Origin of the sequence: Paenibacillus polysaccharolyticus (assembly GCF_900102085.1) — a bacterium.
GTDB lineage: Bacteria > Bacillota > Bacilli > Paenibacillales > Paenibacillaceae > Paenibacillus > Paenibacillus polysaccharolyticus.
This window is the reverse complement of record NZ_FMVM01000003.1, coordinates 118,954-136,384: the sequence shown is the minus strand read 5'-3', so window position 1 is coordinate 136,384 and position 17,431 is coordinate 118,954. Positions and strand designations below refer to the sequence as shown.

Sequence of the window (17,431 nt, the reverse complement as noted above, 5' to 3'; positions counted from 1 at the left end):
AAAAGAAAAGAGGGGATTTTGTATGACCCTATTTAAGAGACAAATGAAACTTGGAGCTTTTTTACCAGCACCCGGTCATCATGTGGCTGCATGGAGACACCCTAACGTAAAACCAGACGGCGGGATGGATTTTGAATACTATAAATCACTTGCATTAAAAGCAGAGGACGGCAAGTTTGATATGTTGTTTCTCTCTGACGGAGTTGGGATAAGAACTCATTACAAAAATAAAGATGAGCTAAGTCGTTGGGGGAGAATTGTACAGTTCGAACCTATAACATTGCTGTCATCCCTAGCTGTAGTTACAAAAAATATAGGTTTAACGGCTACCAGTTCAACCACTTATAACGAACCATATCATGTAGCTCGAAAATTTGCTTCACTTGATCATCTAAGTAATGGGCGATCTGGATGGAACGTTGTTACATCAGTGACGGATGCAGAAGCCCAAAACTTTAATCTTGAACGTCAACCCAGTCACCAAACCAGATATAAACGGGCACGAGAGTTTATGCAAATTGTAACCGGCTTATGGGATAGTTGGGAAGATGATGCTTTTTTATATGATAAAAGGACAGGACGTTATTTTGATCCCGATAAGTTGCATATGTTAAACCATAGTGGTGAGTTTTTTTCAGTACGTGGACCACTTAATGTAACGAGGCCTTTACAAGGGTATCCCGTTATTGTACAAGCTGGATCTTCTGAGGATGGTCAAGATTTTGCTGCCCAATGGGCTGAAGTTATCTTTACTGCGCATCAAACAATTGAGCAAGCTCAATTGTTCTACAAAGATATTAAAAAACAAACTTTAAAGTATAACCGTTCCCCAGAAAATGTTCTAGTAATGCCAGGGGTTTTTCCTGTTATCGGAAAAACACAGGCAGAAGCAGAAGAGAAGTATGCAGTGTTACAAGATCTAGTTGATCCGCAAGTTGGTCTTGGATTATTAACAGGCTTACTTGGTGATGTGGACATCTCACATCTTCCACTTAATAGTTTGTTACCTGAGTTACCCGAAACGGAAGGGAGTACAAGTCGACAAAAGTTGATTTACGAACAAGCTCGCGATCAGGGATTAACTATTCAGGATTTATATTTATCGGTCACTGGCGCACGGGGACATCGTTTTGTAATGGGTTCACCATCAACGATAGCGGATCAACTAGAAGAGTGGTTCACTAATGAAGCGGCTGATGGTTTCAATATTATGCCGCCATATTTGCCAGAAGGTTTGAATGATTTTGTAGATTTCGTTGTGCCTGAATTACAACGAAGAGGATTGTTTCGAAAAGATTATGAAGGACGAACATTAAGAGAAAATCTTGGTCTGCAGAGACCAGTGAATCAGTTCGCATAAAAGTTACTATAATTGCCACTAATTTTTCCTCAACACCGGAGGTGCTTGCATGGGAATTCTGATATTAAATCGATCTGCTTATTACCCGTATAATGAATGGTTAGGCCCACTTAAAGAAGAGTTGTTTCTTTTTACCACGAAGGAAAGAGCAGAAGCATCTGTCGAATTTGAACACGTCGAAGGCTTTAACGAGTATGAGATTAATGATTCCATTGAAGTTCGGGCAATCGAATTCTACCGTAAATATCCTTTTCACACCGTTATCGCAACTTCAGAATTTGATATATTGCGTGCCGCGAGAATTCGTGACTATTTAGATTTAGCTGGGCAAAATGTTGTAAGTGCTCTTACATATCGGAACAAGGTTATAATGAAAGAAACTCTCATAAGACATCAAATTCCAGTTCCTAATTTTGTTAGAGCACAATCTGCAATAGATATTTATAAGTTCATAGAAACAAACGGATATCCTATTGTAATTAAACCTTTTGATGGCTCAGGGTCAGTTGGGGTGGAAATTATTTATAGTGTTGAAGACCTCTATGATTACTTATCGAAAGGGCTGAATTCGAATTTAGAAGTAGAGCAATTTATTGAGGGAGACATGTACCATATTGATGGAATAGTTCTGAGCGGTGAACTGGAGTTTTGTTGGCCCTCAAAATATATAAATGGATGTCTGGCTCATCAAGATAGCAAATTTAACGGGAGCTTTTTATTAGGGCAAGATAATCCTTTAACTGGTCGTTTGATACAATTTATCAAAGACGTAATTAAAGCTTTGCCTACTCCATCAAATACTTCTTTTCATGCCGAAGTATTTCATACCTTAGATGATAAGTTGGTTTTTTGTGAGATCGCATCCCGAACGGGAGGTGGATTCATTCGTGAAACCATTATTCAAGCATTCGACTTAGATTTAACAAAAACAAGTATTCAAGCACAATGTGGAATTATATCTGAATTAAATATGAAAGCAACCCCCAACATCTATAGTGGATTTTTATTGATGCCTTCACAAAAGGGAGAACTTATCAACATACCTGATAGTTGTAACGCAAGTTGGGTAACCAAATACGAAATTGACGCTAAACCAGGAGATTTTTTTGACGGGTCTTCTTCTAGTGTTGATACAATTGCAAAATTTTTAATTATTGGAAGTTCAGAGTCAGAAGTACACTCGCGGATAAATCAACTAGCACTCTGGTTTGAGAAAAATACTTTGTGGGAGTGATATAAAGATGAGAACCGTAGTAATCAATCGCTTATCTCCCGATAAAATTGACTATAGAGAATGCTTACGAGGCATTGTTGGAGAATTTATTTTATTTACAAAACCTAAGCATGCTGAACACTTTAGTTCATGTTTTGATAAGACGATAAGTATTGAAAATATGGACAATAGTGACATGATTTATTCAAAGATAGTAGATTTACATCAAGAAGTAAGAATTGACCACATTATTGCATTGACCGAATTTGAATTGATTAAAGTCGGGCAATTAAGAGATTATCTTAACATTGATGGGCAGAACGAAGTAAGTGCAACGGCATTTCGAGACAAAACTAAAATGAAAGATTACCTTAAAGGTAAAGTAGAAACACCCACATATATGCGAATAAACAACATTTTTGAACTTTTTGAATTCAAAAAAAAATATGGGTTCCCGTTTGTTATTAAACCGGTTGATGGAGCAGGATCTATGGGGGTTAAAGTTATAACAGACGAAGACTCATACCAAAGCTTTCTCCAAGACGGAGTTCAATCAGGATTAGAGGTGGAGACATTTATAAAAGGAGACATGTATCATATCGATGGTTTATTCCATAAAGAACAACTTCTGTTCGCGTGTCCGTCCTTATATATAAATGGTTGTTTAGCTTTTCAAGATAATAAGTATCTGGCTGCAGTCATGTTGGATATAGAAAACCCATTATTTAAACGCCTCAACCAAAAGGTTCTTGATGTGTTACTATCCATGCCGGTTCCAGATCATACCATCGCATTTCATGCTGAATTTTTCCATACTAACGATGATCAGATCATTTTCTGTGAAATTGCAAGCCGAGTTGGTGGTGGGAAAATTGCGGATTGTGTTAAGTATGCGACAGGTGTTGACTTACTGAAGGAAGCATTTCGTGCACAATGTGGATTGGATGTGGAGATTGCTGCACACTATTATCAACCACTCGGATACATTCAAATACCTCCAAAAAGAGGGAGATTACTTGCTATAGATAAAGAGCCTCCTTTTGACTGGGTAATTAATTGCTCAATAAAAAATGAGCATATCGGAGCTTCGTTCAACGGACCGGAGTCAAGCGCTGACACAATAGCTTCGTTACTTGTCCATGGTGAAGGTCATAAAGATATAGTTGAAAAATTCGAGACACTTTATAATTGGTATGAGAAAACTACAGTATGGGAGATACAAGAGGGTCAAGTAAAATGAATTTTTTTGAGTTCCATCCAACAATAAGATTGAGAATTGTTGTGATTTTTTTAAACACCTTGACATCAAATATGGTTTTTCCGTTTATGTCTATTTATTTTGCTCTTAATATCGGAATAGTCTACGCAAGCGCTGCAATTTCGATTGGAATTATTATTAATTTTTTCTCAGGTGTATACTGGGGATTTCATTCAGATCGAATAGGTCGTAAGAAAATAATGATTTATTCAGACGGCTTGAAGATGGCCTCTTATATTGCATTAGCAATTTTTAACTCACCGTGGATATCTTCGCCTGTCTTAACTTTGATTATCTTTCTGTTGCACACATTCTCTACCGGCATGTATGGACCAGCGTCTGAAGCAATGTTATTGGATTTAACCAAGTCAGAACAAAGAAAGTATATGTACAGTATTATTTATTGGACTCAAAATCTTTCAATTGCGATTGCTGGGATCATCGGTTCCTTATTGTTTAAGGAAAAATTATTTTTTCTCTTCATCGGTTTAGTCTTTTCTTCTTTGGTCTCACTCGTTGTTACATGTTTTTTCATAAGTGAATCATTTCAACAACCATCAGAAGCGAAACTAAAACAATCTGGATTCAAAGATCTCTTACAAAATTATCGATTGGTTATCAGTGATCGTGTCTTTATCATTTTCGTCATTTCAAGTATGCTACTATTTTCTATCGAAAGTCATCTTGCGAACTATTTATCCATTCGATTTGAGAGTAGCTTCTCCCAATATACTTTTGAACCGTTGCAATGGTCTTTTAATGGAATTCAATTAATAGGTTATTTAAGAACAGAGAATACGATTGGTATAGTAATTTTCACACTCTTCGTTGGTTTGTTATTGAAACGATTCAGTGATAAGAAATTGTTGTTTATTGGTTATAGTCTTTACCTCATTGGGTATGTAGCCATATCGATTTCTATGCAGCCTGGCGTGTTATTTCTCATGATGTTTGTAGCTGTATTTGGAGAGGTACTATTTACACCGATTCACGAGTCTTTCCTTGGAGATATAACACCAAATCATCTTCGAAGCTCTTATCTTGCATTAAATAAAATCGCGTATAAAGGAAGTGCATTGATTGGGGCAGTTGGAATTTATTTGAGCAGTATGCTACCAGCATGGGCTATGAGCATATTTATTCTAATTTCCGGATTAGTAGCTATTGTACTCTTTTATTCTATATTTCAAGCCATACAAATTAGAAAACTAACTACTCAAACAAATTCAACAGAAGCGGAGGTTACTGGCTAAATGAGAACTGTAATCATTAATAGATTTTCTCCCAAAACTGTAAACTATGAAGAATGGTTAGACGGGATTGAAGGAGAATTTATTTTGATCTGCAAGAAGGAACATGTTGATGATTTTTCGAATTTTTTTGATCTTAAAGTGGGCTTCGATAATTTTGAATACAATGATGCTATTTATAAATACATTGTTGATTTAAATAACGAACAAAAAGTTGATTACATTGTTGCAGCTCACGAATACGATTTATCGAATGCCGGATATCTTAGAGACTACCTTAGGATATCTGGACAAAATGGAGAAAGTGCACTTCGATTTAGGAATAAACTGTTAATGAAGGAGCTCACAAAAGAAATTATAAATACCCCGAATTACTCTCGTGTTAATAATGTATTTGATGTGATTAATTTTGTTGTTCAAAATGGATATCCTATTGTATTGAAGCCGATAGACAAGGCTGGATCCGTTGGTGTTCAAATTGTTCGAGATGAGTATGCTCTTCTTCAGATTTTGGAGAAGGGGATAGAAGAAAATTTTGAAATTGAATCCTTCATTGATGGAGAGATGTACCACGTTGATGGTCTATATCAAAATGGGAAGTTATTATTTGCCCAGCCAGCAAAATATATTAACGATTGTTTTACACTGTTAAACGAAAATAAATGTATCGGATCAATGATGCTAGAAAAGAATAATCCATTGTTTAATCGTTTATGCGATTCAGTAAAATTAATATTAACTAAATTCCCAACCCCATCTCATGCGATCGCTTTCCATGCAGAATTTTTCTACACAACAAGTAATGAAATCGTTTTTTGTGAGATTGCTAGTAGAGCTGCCGGGGGGATGATTCCAGAGACGATTTATCATGCTACTGGAGTTGATATACTTAAAGAATCCATACGTGCACAATGTGGAGGTTCTATTGATTATATTCCTAAAAAAGATCTTCTAGCCGGATCCATATTAGTTCCGCCGAAAAATGGAACTTTAGTTTCTCAAAATCCAATTATCCCCTACGATTGGGTGTTAGAATACTTGAAAAAAACTGAGAATATTGGAAAAAAATTCAACGGTCCAAACACGGGATCACATACAATTGCTTCTGTTATTTTTCGAGGGAAGGACGAGAATGAAATAATGAACCGTTATAAAATGTTAGAAATTTGGTTTGATAACAATTTAGTATGGGAATAAATGAATTTGAAAACTATTTTTTAGCATAGTTAATTATTAAATATCATTTAAAGGATCAAAGACGCGATGTCTTTAATAATAAGGTCCAAGCCGATGATTGTGAGAAAAATTCTTGTTTGCAGTTTATTCAAATATTGGACTTGAGTTAGGTTATTCTGGAAATGACTTTTACGAATGGACAGAATCGTTTTTAATTGATCGATATTATGTGGATTCAGCGTATGGACAGCTTTGCCAGAAAGGTGCGACGAGTATAGCATTCATTGAAAAAAGCAATTGGTTTGATGAAAGAAGATATGAAGCAGTTTCCGTTGCAGATGGAATTGCCTAAACCTTAATTGAAGGTGTATCCGAAAAGAGTCGCTGCATGAAATATGCGCGACTCTTTTGGTAAGCTTATGAAAAATGTTGCACGTTCGTTTCGCTTATTTGCAATTACAACTAACTTATGAAATGGATTTTACTAACCGTGGATGTATGAATATATTTACTCTCATTTACGTTTATTAATCGAAAGTCGAATTTTTTCGATCAAAGTCTTCTTTCTTCCTTATCAATTTTCTAAGCGCGTAACTTTTCTCTTCTTCTTGTTATTTTAGCTTCATCTAACAATCTCTCGCTTTCTTTTCTATATACTCATGCAGACGCTTGGAGTCCGATCACGAATTAGGCTTAAGCATGAAGCGTTGCAAATGATGTTGGAAAAGTGATGCTTGCCACAATAACAGTTAAATCCACAAATAATACATTTTCTTTTTTATACATAAATCTTTTAATATTTGTAATGTATTCATCAGATTTCACTCCATAAATTTCATTATATGAAAAATTCAAAAAAAGATTATACAGAGCAACCAATCAATGAAAAGAATTAAGAATTATTCGTAATTTTTAATCTCTTTTGGTTACTTTATATAAATCCTGTTTCAAAACTATGTTGATAGTTTCATATATAAAAGATATAATTAATTTGATTTTGGACAATATAATTTTTAGAAATTAATTGGAGATGATATTTTTGGAACAACAAGCGAAGCAACTTGTGACTACACAACGTACGTTTTTTAATACAGGACAGACTAAACAAGTGGAGTATCGGATTCAGGCTTTGCAAAACTTGAGAGAAGGGATCGAGAAGTACCAGCAACGTATTCTGGATGCGCTTCGTGCTGATCTCAATAAATCAGAGGCTGAAGGATATGGCTCGGAGATTCGCATTGTATTGGGTGAATTGGATTACACGCTGGAACATCTGCGTGAGTGGGCTACACCACGTAACGTTCCAACGAGCCCTGCAATGCCAGACGCGGCTAGTACGATTTACCCTGAGCCTTATGGAGTTGCTCTGATTATCGCGCCTTGGAATTATCCGTTCCAACTGGCGTTTGGGCCGCTAATCGGTGCAATTGCTGCAGGGAACTGTGCTGTGATCAAACCTTCTGAGCTTACACCAGCGACGTCTCGTTTAATTAACGATCTGATCCAGGACATATACCCTGAGGAGTACATTGCTGTTATGGAAGGAGAGGTTGAAACGAGTACAGCACTGCTTAATGAGAAATTCGATTATATTTTCTTTACAGGCAGTACGGGAGTCGGTCGTATTGTCATGAAAGCTGCAGCAGAGCACTTAACTCCAGTGACGTTAGAGTTAGGCGGTAAAAGTCCAGCCATTGTGCATCGGGATGCTGATCTGAAACTGGCAGCACAACGTCTTGTGCGCGGCAAATTTCTGAATGCAGGTCAAACCTGTGTTGCACCGGACTATTTAGTAGTAGAAGAACAGGTACATGATCAACTCATCGAGGAAATCAGAGCCGAGGTTCGCGATAAATTTGGGGATGATGTGATGCAAAATAAGGATTTTCCTCATATCGTTAACACACGTAACTTTGATCGTTTGACCGCTTTCCTTACGAATGGCAAAACTTTAATGGGAGGGCGCTCGAATCGGGATCAGCTTATGATTGAACCGACTGTTCTTGGCGATATCGATTGGGATTCACCAGTAATGCAGGAAGAGATCTTTGGACCTATTCTGCCCGTATTTACGTATCGTGATTTGAATCCAATGCTCGATGAAATCGCTCGGCGGCCTAAACCACTCGCTTTGTATTTATTTACTGAAAATGAAGCTTTACAGGAGCAGGTATTGAATCAGGTTTCTTTTGGTGGAGGCTGTATTAATGAGACTCTATCTCACATGACCTCGCATTATTTGCCATTTGGCGGTGTGGGAGAGAGTGGCATGGGTTCTTACCATGGACAACAGAGTTTTGAAGTATTCTCGCACCACAAAAGCATTCTTAAACGCACTAAATAATCTCTTGTTCAGCGCATGCACTTATTAGAGTAGTTGGTTAGTAAATGATATGCCCCAATTATTAGAGTAAAAGAAAGAGGTTGTCCTGTTGATCAGGGCAACCTCTTTCGTATTCTATCGGGTAGAACGTATTAGCAATTTAATAAACCAATATGCATTAATGAATATCGCGGAAAAGACCAATGACCTTGCCTAGAATACTAACGTGTTTCAACCGCAACGGTTCTAATGTAGCATTTTCCGGTTGAAGGCGAATATGATCCTTTTCCTTATAAAAAGTCTTTACTGTTGCTTCATCGTCCTCAGTCATGGCAACGACAATGTCACCATTATCAGCGGTTTGTTGCTGACGAACGATTACATAGTCTCCATTAACAATACCGGCTTCAATCATACTGTCCCCAACAACGGAAAGCATAAATACTTTCTGTTCTCCTACATAATGTGTAGGAAGTGGGAAGTAGTCTTCAATATTTTCTGTTGCCGTAATCGGCACACCAGCTGTTACTTTACCCACGACCGGAATTCGTGCAACGCTGTGGGCGAACTGATGAGAATGCTCAGACTCTTCCTGGCTTAACAATTCAATCGCTCTTGGTTTGGTTGGGTCACGTCTGATTAACCCTTTCTTCTCCAAACGATCCAAATGTCCATGCACTGTGGAACTGGAAGCCAGTCCAACGGCTTCGCCAATTTCTCTTACGGAAGGAGGATACCCCTTCAAACGGACTTCATTTCGTATAAACTCCAGGATAGCCTGTTGCCTGCTGGATATCTTCGACATACCGTATCAACCCCATTTTAGTAACGTTTGGGAAAATTATAACATAGAACCTCCGTTCGTACAAACATAAGTTCTAAAGAAATCATATTATTTCTACTTTTTTCGATTCAGACTCATTAGTTTTTTTGGAAAAGAGAGTTTAATTGTTCATTACGCAAGAATTTTCAATACGAAAAAAGATGTTTTAATGTCGAAAAAAGAGCGAACAATTGTTCTAAAAAAGTCTTGAACAAAACAAATGTTCGTGTTATATTGATTCCAAGAGATAGGAACAAACGTTTGGAGGCGGGGGCAAATGAGATATTCTACGTATCAGAGCATTTATAAACCAGTAAATTCAGAAGCTGTAAAGTCTAATATAGGGCAATTCAGAACGTTCATGACACGTCTTAAGTTTTCTAAGGGATTGATTAAGCTGGCAATTGCTTCATTAATTATATTTATTGGATGTAGTACAGTGCTAACTGTCTTTGCTGGTAACGAGAATGATCTACTACCTGGTGGTAAGATTGCTGTATCACAGGGAGAAACATTGTGGAGTATTTCTTTGGAACATAAACCAACGTCGATGGATACGCGTGTATATATAGAAGCAATCAAAAAAGTGAATCAACTTGAATCAGCAACAATCCAGACAGGACAAGTTCTAATATTACCTCAGTTTGTTAAATAGAGTGCGCATCTATGCAGGTTGGCGCGTACTAACTTGACAAGCCGCCTTTCTCATGTCAAAGTTAATATGACTTTGTATTTTTGGAGGGGACAAGCTTGGATATAGATAGTCTGGTAGCACGTATTAACGAATTGGCTCGCAAGCAGAAATCCACTGGACTATCAGAGGAAGAACTTGCTGAACGTGCAAAATTGAGAGAAATTTACCTAGGTAACATTCGTAGCAACTTCAGACAGCAACTCGATTCAATTGAGATTGTTGACGACGACAAGGGCCAAGGCCACCAAGGCAAACTCAAACAATAAATTACGAAACCTAAACTTATCGTTATGATATTTAGGTTTCTTCATGTTAGCTGGGGATGCTTACTATAAGGGGGAACTTCGGTTTGCAGTATAATTATGTAAGCCGATACAAGACACATAAGGGGGATTCACATGTCACGGCGTTCGTTCGAGAGAACGGTTCGGAAAAATTCGAAGCAATTGAATCAGCAACGTAAAAAAAGCGGTCAACCAATCACAGGTAATCCAGGTGAGGATATTTACAAAGGCAGAAGCCTTTTGTTCCCTATCTTTTTAATTGGTTTGGCGTTTTTGTATCTGTTCATGAGTACTTTTTTAGTGAAAGCACCGATGACAACCTGGGATTGGGTCACAATGCTGCTCTATGTATTTTTGGCTGTCATTTTTATGTTGCGCCGTCCTTACGTTAAAATTAGTAGTAATCGGATCATTACAACGAAGGGGAATCGTGAACGATCGATCGGGGTTGACGATATTATCAAATTCCGTTTTGAGCCAGGCACTGTTGTTATTGAACACAACAGTCGTGGAAAAAGATGGGTTTTCACCAAGTTGTTAAATCGTTACGATACAGAAGCGATTACCGAGCGGTTGTTGAAATTTGCAAAAGCACACCAGATTACCGTAGAAACGATTGATAAGTAATTAACGTGTAAAGGGGCAGATGATCGGAATGGCGTTAAAAGCGATTATGTTTGACCTGGATGATACTTTATTATGGGATGAACGGAGTGTACGAGAAGCCTTTCATGAAACTTGTCTAATTGCTGCAGCAGAAACAGGTGTTAATGCTGAGGCACTCGAAGAGGCTGTTCGTAATGAAGCACGTGAACTATATGAATCTTATGAAACGTTCCCTTTTACCAAAATGATTGGAATTAACCCTTTTGAAGGACTTTGGGCGAACTTTACGGGAGGAGAACAACCGGAATTTCGTCAGCTTGAACAATTGGCTCCAATTTATCGCAAGGAGTCTTGGCGCCGTGGTTTACTAAAGCTGGGTGTCGATCATGATGAGCTTGCAGAGCGCCTGGCCTCTCAGTTTGGTGCAGAACGTAGATCGAGACCTCATGTATATGAAGAAACGATGGAAACGTTGCGCCATTTGCAAGGCAAGTACAGATTGTTGCTTTTGACTAATGGATGTCCTGCTTTACAGCAAGAGAAACTTGATGGTGTTCCAGAGTTATCTCCTTTCTTTGATGAGATTATTATCTCAGGTAGCTTTGGTAAAGGTAAGCCAGATCCATCTATTTTTGAGCATGCGCTAAGTAGACTGGGTGTTCAACCAGAAGAAAGTATGATGGTAGGCGATAAGTTAACAACAGATATTCGTGGTGCGTTGTCTTCAGGTATTCGTGCAGTATGGATTAACCGCGAGAACAAAACAAATAATGAAAGTTATTCACCGAACCACGAGATTAAACATTTGTCTGAATTAGAGGGGCTTATCGCAAATTTTTAAAATCATAAATGACATAAAATCTTCGCCCAAATAGCTATTCATTTAACATTGGTTATGACATGAATGATCGTTTGTTCATGTATCGTAACCAATGTTTTTTTGTTTTAATACATTCCATATAAGAGTGTTTTTAATGCATTGTTAGGGGCGATTATTTAAATTTTTAATGAAAAGTTATTGAAATTAAAAAAAAGCTGCTTTAGAATACAACTAACATACTAGTATGACTAGTTTTTAATTATAAAACATTCGAGAGCATTCACTGATCAACTACAAGTACATTTTCAGATGCATGAAAGAAGAAAAAGGCGAATGATTTAATGGCCGTTTTGTAAGCGCTTTATACAATGACTGATTCAATTTAACGACATTCAAGCAATGCATGCTCAGTCAGGTTCACACGTTTGCATATGCTTGAGTGTACATATATCCCAAATTGATACCGTTTACATTTTTGATTTTGTAGTGGAGGTGAATCGAATAGACAGGTATCCTTTGCAACATGAGGGAGAGAAAGACTTGTCAAACAGCGATTAAAGCATTTTTAATCAAGCATGGATCGGAGTGAATGACACATGAAGTCAGAAACATCTAAGGCAACGATACCGATGATATCTTCACGTAAAGAAAGCAAGTTGCGAACAGCTACCATATTGATTCGTAAAGATTGGCAGTTGTACTCGCTACTAGTTCTTCCCATCATTTATCTGATTATTTTCAAATATGGCCCGATGTTAGGCAACATAATCGCCTTTAGGCGATTTGTACCGGGTGGCAGTATTTTTGGAGAAACCTGGGTTGGATTACGATACTTCAAAATGTTCATTGAGGACCCAACGTTCTGGCGAGTTTTTAGTAACACACTTATGCTCGGCGGGCTTGCGTTGTTATTTACGTTTCCCGTGCCGATTATTTTCGCACTGATGCTTAACGAGGTGAAGAGCAAACGATTTAAAAAATTTGTGCAAACAGCGTCGTATCTGCCTCACTTTCTATCGATTGTTATCGTAGCAGGTATGATTCTGCAATTAACGGCAGTGAATGGTTCGATCAACGGTCTGGTTGCATTTTTTACTGGCGATAACATTCCATTCATGCAACGTGCAGAGTGGTTCAGAACCATCTATATCTCTTCTGAAATCTGGCAGGGTATGGGTTGGGGAGCTATTTTATATCTGGCAGCACTAACTACGATTGATGAATCTTTGTATGAAGCAGCACGAATCGATGGAGCGAATCGCTGGAAGCAAACGATACATGTAACCATTCCAGGCATTTTGCCAACGATTGTTACGTTACTGATTCTAAACATGGGGAACTTTCTGGCTGTAGGCTTTGAAAAAATCTTGCTTTTGTATAATCCGCTTATTTATGAGACTTCCGATGTAATATCGACTTATTTGTATCGTGTGGGTCTTGAATCCAGCAATTTCAGTTATGCAACGGCCATTGGTTTGTTCGAATCGATCATTGGACTGACTCTGGTATTCACTGTAAACGCGATCTCACGCAAACTGACACAACGAAGTTTATGGTAAAGGAGGAACACCATGCAGGAATCACGATCATACAAGGTGTTTAAGGTATTTAATGTAACATTCTTGCTATTTATTGTTTTTATTACACTATATCCATTCCTGAATGTTGTTGCACAATCCTTCAGTAGTGAAGCGTACATTAACTCAGGTAAGGTAAGCTTGTTCCCGAGAGGGTTCAATGTGGAAACGTATAAAACCATTTCGAAGGACAATATGTTCTGGTTGAACTATAAAAATACGATCATTTACACAGTGGTGGGGACTTTAATCTCAATGTTTATGACGACGATTTTTGCTTATGCATTGTCCAAAAAAAGATTGATGGGACGTAAATTTCTGACCATGTTTGCGGTGTTTACGATGTTTTTCAGCGGGGGTCTGATTCCTAACTACGTACTCATTAATTCCCTTGGTTTTAATAACACCATGTGGGCACTGGTTGTCCCAGGTGCAATCAGCATATATAACATGCTCATCATGAAATCCTTTTTTGAGAACATGCCAGAAGAGTTAGAGGAAGCAGCCGCCATTGACGGGTTAAACACATACGGTATTTTGCTTCGTATCATTTTGCCTCTCAGTAAAGCGGTCATGGCCACGATGGTGCTGTTCTACGCTGTTGGACATTGGAACTCCTGGTTCCCTGCCTTCTTGTATTTGGACAAAAAAGAGCTGTTTCCGGTCACGATCTATTTGCGTAATATGATTGCCGGGGCAACGAGTGGTGCCACTGCGGGAGCAACCTCTGCGGACAATCTCACTCAGATTGCTGCCAACATCAAATCGGTAACGATGGTGTTAACGATCCTGCCTATATTAACCATCTATCCATTTGTACAGCGATACTTTGTAACCGGTATCATGTTGGGTTCTGTTAAGCAGTAACCTTTTCACACATAGGTTTGGAAACTAAACAAAAGGGGATGAATGGATTGAAAAGAAAGCCTCGTAAACGGATTGGCAAGATGATTCTGGCAATGACAATGTCTGCTGTACTTGCTGCTTGTAGCAGTGGTGCCGGGACTGGCCCAGATGTTACCGAAGTGGGCACGAAATCAGCCATGGAGAGTTATAATGTGGGCGAAACATTCAAAGCGACGGAACCATTTAATCTTTCTATTTTGTATAGTGATCATCCGACGTATCCTTATAAAAAAGACTGGCTGTTATTCAAAAAAATATCGGAGATGACAGGAGTTACGTTGGAGCCAACCATCGTGCCGATGAGTGACTATCCACAGAAGCGATCGCTGTTAATCAGTTCTGGCGATGCTCCGCTCGTTATTCCAAAGACTTATCCGGGTGAAGAATCTGCTTTTGTATCTTCTGGAGCGATTCTTCCGATCAGTGATTACATTGATTTGATGCCAAACTTCAAGGACAAAATTGAAAAGTGGAAACTTGAACCTGAACTTGAAGGACTGCGTCAGGAGGACGGTAAATATTATGTTTTACCGGGATTACATGAGGAAGTATGGCCTGATTATACACTGATCATAAGAACAGACATTTTTAAAGAAAATAATATCGCCATTCCTACAACTTGGGATGAACTCTATACCGCAGCAAAAAAATTAAAAGAAATCTATCCGGACTCCATTCCATTTTCAGACCGTTTCAAATTCAACAGTACACTTGGCATTGCAGCTACGGGTTTTGGGACTAAGGCTGGATGGGGATATGGAAATGGCTTGACCTACAAAGCCGACCAGGATGAATTTGTTGCCACGGCAACGACGCCAGAGTACAAAGAATTGCTGACGTTTTTTAACAAAATGGTTGCAGAAGGACTCCTTGATAAGGAAAGCTTCACGCAAGACGATGATCAAGCTACTCAAAAGTTCGTTTCGGGCAAGTCCTTTATAATTAATGGTAACTCTCAGACGCTTGTGCTTCATCGAAATGATATGGATAAAACGTTGGGTGAAGGGAAATTCTCGATTGCTAAGATCACAGTTCCGGGAGGGCCGAAAGGGCAGCTGATGTCGGGTTCCAGACTCGAAAACGGTGTGATGATTTCCGGGAAGATTAAAGATAGTGACAATTTCAAAGCGATTTTACAATTTATCGACTGGTTGTATTACAGTGATGAAGGACAGGAATTTGCGAAGTGGGGTGTAGAGAACGAGACATACACTAAAGAAGGTGGCAAACGCAAGTTAGTAGATGATATTAATTACAATGGTTTGAACCCTAAGGGTAAGAAAGACCTTCGCGTTGACTTCGGATTCTCTGGTGGTGTATTTGCTTACGGTGGAACAACAGACCTGCTTCAATCCATGTTTAGCGAAGAAGAACTTGAGTTCCAGAAAAATATGAAAGAGACAAAGGAAGTGATTCCGGCTGAACCACCTATCCCTTATTCTTCCGAAGATCGTGAACGTGTAACTCTGATGAGCACGCCGCTCAAAGACTACACAGACCAGAATACGTTGAAGTTTATTATAGGTGAACGGAAGTTATCCGAGTATGATACATTCTTAAAAGAGCTGGAAAGTCAGGGCTTGTCCAATTATGTGAAGATGGCGAACGACACTTATAAGACGTATAAGGAAAACAAAAAGTAATTTGTAAGATTTGAAGCCGAGCTACCGTTTCGCTAAAGTTATTTAAGTGGAGCGGTAGTTTGTGCTAATATGAAAGGAATATGGCTGAGAGAAAGAGGTCAAGGCATGGCATTTAATCAGAAAACAAGAGGCTCTACCAGGGCTTATTCTTATAATTTGCTCAAAGAACGAATTCTTCATCTGGAGCTTGAACCAGGTACCAAAATTTCCGAAAAAGAAATCGCAGATGAATTACAGGTAAGCCGCACACCAGTACGAGAAGCTTTTATGAAGCTTGCCGAAGAAGAACTACTGGATATCATTCCACAGAGTGGCACTATTGTTTCGCATATTAACCTGGAGCATGTGGAAGAAGGCAGGTTTATGCGCGAGAAGATGGAGAAGGAAATTGTCATGTTAGCATGTACTTCGTTTCCTGAAGAGTACATGTTCAAATTAGAAACCAACATTGCCATGCAGGAAGTGTGTATTGGGAAAAAGAACTTCTATCGACTGTTCGAATTGGATGAGGAATTCCACCAGATTTTGTTTCAGGGCACTGGAAAGCTACGGACGTGGAAAATGTTGCAACAGTTGAACATGCCATTTAATCGATTACGATTACTCCGGTTAGCAGAAGACTCGAATCTTGAAGTGATTATCTCTCAACATAAAGAGATTCTGAGGCTGGTTACAGAGCGTCAGACGGAGGAAGCGGCACAGGTCATGGAAGCACATCTCAGGCTTGTAGTATACGAGCAGGAGATTTTAAAGGACAAGTATCCTCACTATTTCATCTAGGTTATCACACTAACCCCCGACTCTTATGAGCAGGGGGTTAGTTAAGCACGTTAACTTTTTAATCAAAGTTAGGCGTTTTTGATAAACGTTGGATCAGGATACGGATCGGCGATCCAGCCATCTTTTTCGATGAACAGGCGCACCGCAATAATTTGTTTGTTCTCCATTAAAGTGAAGAAGTGCGGTGTGTTTTCAGGAACGGAAATAACGTCACCCGGAGACAATTCTACATTGAAGTAACCTGTATCATCAGTTGCTTTAATAACAAAGATACCTTTACCCGCAACAATTGCACGGATTTCATCTTCCGCATGCGTATGGATCTCTTCGAACTTGGCCAGTTTCTCTTCGATGTCTGGTGTTTGCTCGGAAAGGGTGATGACATCCCAGATTTGATAACCGCGGCGTGCCGCCAAGTCTTTGATCTCATAATCGAAGGTTTCTAATACTTCTTGCTTCTGATCATCCGTTAAGCCGAAGTTGTTTTGCAGTTCCGTGTTTAATTTGGAAGCGTCCCACTTCTCGTATAATACGTCATATTTGTTCAAGAAATTTCGAACGTTCTCGTCTCCAGTGATTCTTTCGTTCGTATTTCGGATAACAATTTCAGCCATGCGCTTTCCCTCTTTTCCACTTGGTTTAATTGATATTATATCGGAATGCTCAAAATTTGTCGATTCACATTTCTGCTTCATTCCTGCAAATCCGCGACCTTTCG

At 38.7% G+C, this 17,431-nt stretch carries 17 protein-coding genes; 15 read left to right on the top strand and 2 right to left on the bottom strand.

Annotated elements, in window-relative coordinates; all coding sequences use genetic code 11:
• The first annotated feature begins 22 nt into the window (after positions 1-22).
• The 7 genes from BLQ13_RS05280 to BLQ13_RS05250 all read left to right on the top strand — a co-directional run bounded on the left by BLQ13_RS05280 (position 23) and on the right by BLQ13_RS05250 (position 8,601).
• Positions 23-1,360 (top strand): LLM class flavin-dependent oxidoreductase, encoded by a 1,338-nt coding sequence (locus BLQ13_RS05280; RefSeq protein ID WP_090916791.1) that lies wholly within the window; start codon positions 23-25, stop codon positions 1,358-1,360.
• Between the two features lie 49 nt (positions 1,361-1,409).
• The gene (locus BLQ13_RS05275) at positions 1,410-2,594 is read left to right on the top strand and encodes an ATP-grasp domain-containing protein (protein WP_090916789.1); all 1,185 of its coding nucleotides are present in this window, start codon (positions 1,410-1,412) and stop codon (positions 2,592-2,594) included.
• A 7-nt stretch (positions 2,595-2,601) separates the two neighbouring features.
• A complete protein-coding gene (locus tag BLQ13_RS05270; protein ID WP_090916787.1) occupies positions 2,602-3,813 on the top strand; it encodes an ATP-grasp domain-containing protein in 1,212 nt (403 codons plus the stop codon).
• On the top strand, positions 3,810-5,084 hold the full coding sequence (locus tag BLQ13_RS05265; protein ID WP_167375646.1) for an MFS transporter: 1,275 nt from the start codon (positions 3,810-3,812) through the stop codon (positions 5,082-5,084). The genes BLQ13_RS05270 and BLQ13_RS05265 overlap by 4 nt, the downstream gene beginning before the upstream one ends.
• The gene (locus BLQ13_RS05260; protein ID WP_090916783.1) at positions 5,085-6,278 is read left to right on the top strand and encodes an ATP-grasp domain-containing protein; all 1,194 of its coding nucleotides are present in this window, start codon (positions 5,085-5,087) and stop codon (positions 6,276-6,278) included.
• 112 nt (positions 6,279-6,390) lie between these two features.
• On the top strand, positions 6,391-6,609 hold the full coding sequence (locus BLQ13_RS05255; protein WP_090916781.1) for a hypothetical protein: 219 nt from the start codon (positions 6,391-6,393) through the stop codon (positions 6,607-6,609).
• Positions 6,610-7,296: 687 nt separating this feature from the next.
• The gene (locus BLQ13_RS05250) at positions 7,297-8,601 is read left to right on the top strand and encodes an aldehyde dehydrogenase (RefSeq protein WP_244159229.1); all 1,305 of its coding nucleotides are present in this window, start codon (positions 7,297-7,299) and stop codon (positions 8,599-8,601) included.
• A gap of 157 nt (positions 8,602-8,758) precedes the next feature.
• On the opposite strand, the gene lexA is transcribed toward BLQ13_RS05250, so the two are convergent.
• The gene (lexA, locus tag BLQ13_RS05245; protein WP_090916776.1) at positions 8,759-9,385 is read right to left on the bottom strand and encodes a transcriptional repressor LexA; all 627 of its coding nucleotides are present in this window, start codon (positions 9,383-9,385) and stop codon (positions 8,759-8,761) included.
• Positions 9,386-9,680: 295 nt separating this feature from the next.
• Between lexA and BLQ13_RS05240 the strand changes: the two genes are divergently transcribed.
• The 8 genes from BLQ13_RS05240 (at position 9,681) to BLQ13_RS05205 (ending at position 16,713) form a co-directional block, all read left to right on the top strand.
• On the top strand, positions 9,681-10,058 hold the full coding sequence (locus tag BLQ13_RS05240) for a LysM peptidoglycan-binding domain-containing protein (protein ID WP_090916774.1): 378 nt from the start codon (positions 9,681-9,683) through the stop codon (positions 10,056-10,058).
• Between the two features lie 95 nt (positions 10,059-10,153).
• On the top strand, positions 10,154-10,363 hold the full coding sequence (locus tag BLQ13_RS05235) for a DUF896 domain-containing protein (protein WP_090916772.1): 210 nt from the start codon (positions 10,154-10,156) through the stop codon (positions 10,361-10,363).
• 132 nt (positions 10,364-10,495) lie between these two features.
• Complete coding sequence (locus BLQ13_RS05230; protein ID WP_090916770.1) at positions 10,496-11,008, top strand: hypothetical protein; 513 nt, start codon at positions 10,496-10,498, stop codon at positions 11,006-11,008.
• A gap of 28 nt (positions 11,009-11,036) precedes the next feature.
• Positions 11,037-11,828, top strand: coding sequence for an HAD family hydrolase (locus BLQ13_RS05225; RefSeq protein ID WP_090916768.1), 792 nt, complete (start codon positions 11,037-11,039; stop codon positions 11,826-11,828).
• Between the two features lie 608 nt (positions 11,829-12,436).
• Positions 12,437-13,366, top strand: a complete 930-nt coding sequence (locus tag BLQ13_RS05220; RefSeq protein ID WP_244159238.1) for an ABC transporter permease — start codon at positions 12,437-12,439, stop codon at positions 13,364-13,366.
• A gap of 12 nt (positions 13,367-13,378) precedes the next feature.
• Complete coding sequence (locus tag BLQ13_RS05215) at positions 13,379-14,251, top strand: carbohydrate ABC transporter permease (RefSeq protein ID WP_090916763.1); 873 nt, start codon at positions 13,379-13,381, stop codon at positions 14,249-14,251.
• Positions 14,252-14,298: 47 nt separating this feature from the next.
• Positions 14,299-15,933: an ABC transporter substrate-binding protein gene (locus tag BLQ13_RS05210; RefSeq protein ID WP_244159228.1), complete on the top strand. Its 1,635-nt coding sequence runs from the start codon at positions 14,299-14,301 to the stop codon at positions 15,931-15,933.
• A 105-nt stretch (positions 15,934-16,038) separates the two neighbouring features.
• On the top strand, positions 16,039-16,713 hold the full coding sequence (locus BLQ13_RS05205) for a GntR family transcriptional regulator (RefSeq protein ID WP_090916761.1): 675 nt from the start codon (positions 16,039-16,041) through the stop codon (positions 16,711-16,713).
• 68 nt (positions 16,714-16,781) lie between these two features.
• Here the strand turns inward: BLQ13_RS05205 and BLQ13_RS05200 are convergent, their stop codons facing one another.
• Entirely contained in the window at positions 16,782-17,327 is a 546-nt protein-coding gene (locus BLQ13_RS05200) for a cupin domain-containing protein (protein WP_090916759.1), read from the bottom strand.
• Positions 17,328-17,431: the final 104 nt, after the last annotated feature.

What these genes read in the sequence shown, in the direction of transcription:
- BLQ13_RS05280 (WP_090916791.1), top strand. Translation starts at nt 23, where the DNA reads ATGACCCTATTTAAGAGACAAATGAAACTTGGAGCTTTTTTACCAGCA.
- BLQ13_RS05275 (WP_090916789.1), top strand. Translation starts at nt 1,410, where the DNA reads ATGGGAATTCTGATATTAAATCGATCTGCTTATTACCCGTATAATGAA.
- BLQ13_RS05270 (WP_090916787.1), top strand. Translation starts at nt 2,602, where the DNA reads ATGAGAACCGTAGTAATCAATCGCTTATCTCCCGATAAAATTGACTAT.
- BLQ13_RS05265 (WP_167375646.1), top strand. Translation starts at nt 3,810, where the DNA reads ATGAATTTTTTTGAGTTCCATCCAACAATAAGATTGAGAATTGTTGTG.
- BLQ13_RS05260 (WP_090916783.1), top strand. Translation starts at nt 5,085, where the DNA reads ATGAGAACTGTAATCATTAATAGATTTTCTCCCAAAACTGTAAACTAT.
- lexA (WP_090916776.1), bottom strand. Translation starts at nt 9,385, where the DNA reads ATGTCGAAGATATCCAGCAGGCAACAGGCTATCCTGGAGTTTATACGA.
- BLQ13_RS05240 (WP_090916774.1), top strand. Translation starts at nt 9,681, where the DNA reads ATGAGATATTCTACGTATCAGAGCATTTATAAACCAGTAAATTCAGAA.
- BLQ13_RS05230 (WP_090916770.1), top strand. Translation starts at nt 10,496, where the DNA reads ATGTCACGGCGTTCGTTCGAGAGAACGGTTCGGAAAAATTCGAAGCAA.
- BLQ13_RS05225 (WP_090916768.1), top strand. Translation starts at nt 11,037, where the DNA reads ATGGCGTTAAAAGCGATTATGTTTGACCTGGATGATACTTTATTATGG.
- BLQ13_RS05220 (WP_244159238.1), top strand. Translation starts at nt 12,437, where the DNA reads ATGATATCTTCACGTAAAGAAAGCAAGTTGCGAACAGCTACCATATTG.
- BLQ13_RS05215 (WP_090916763.1), top strand. Translation starts at nt 13,379, where the DNA reads ATGCAGGAATCACGATCATACAAGGTGTTTAAGGTATTTAATGTAACA.
- BLQ13_RS05205 (WP_090916761.1), top strand. Translation starts at nt 16,039, where the DNA reads ATGGCATTTAATCAGAAAACAAGAGGCTCTACCAGGGCTTATTCTTAT.
- BLQ13_RS05200 (WP_090916759.1), bottom strand. Translation starts at nt 17,327, where the DNA reads ATGGCTGAAATTGTTATCCGAAATACGAACGAAAGAATCACTGGAGAC.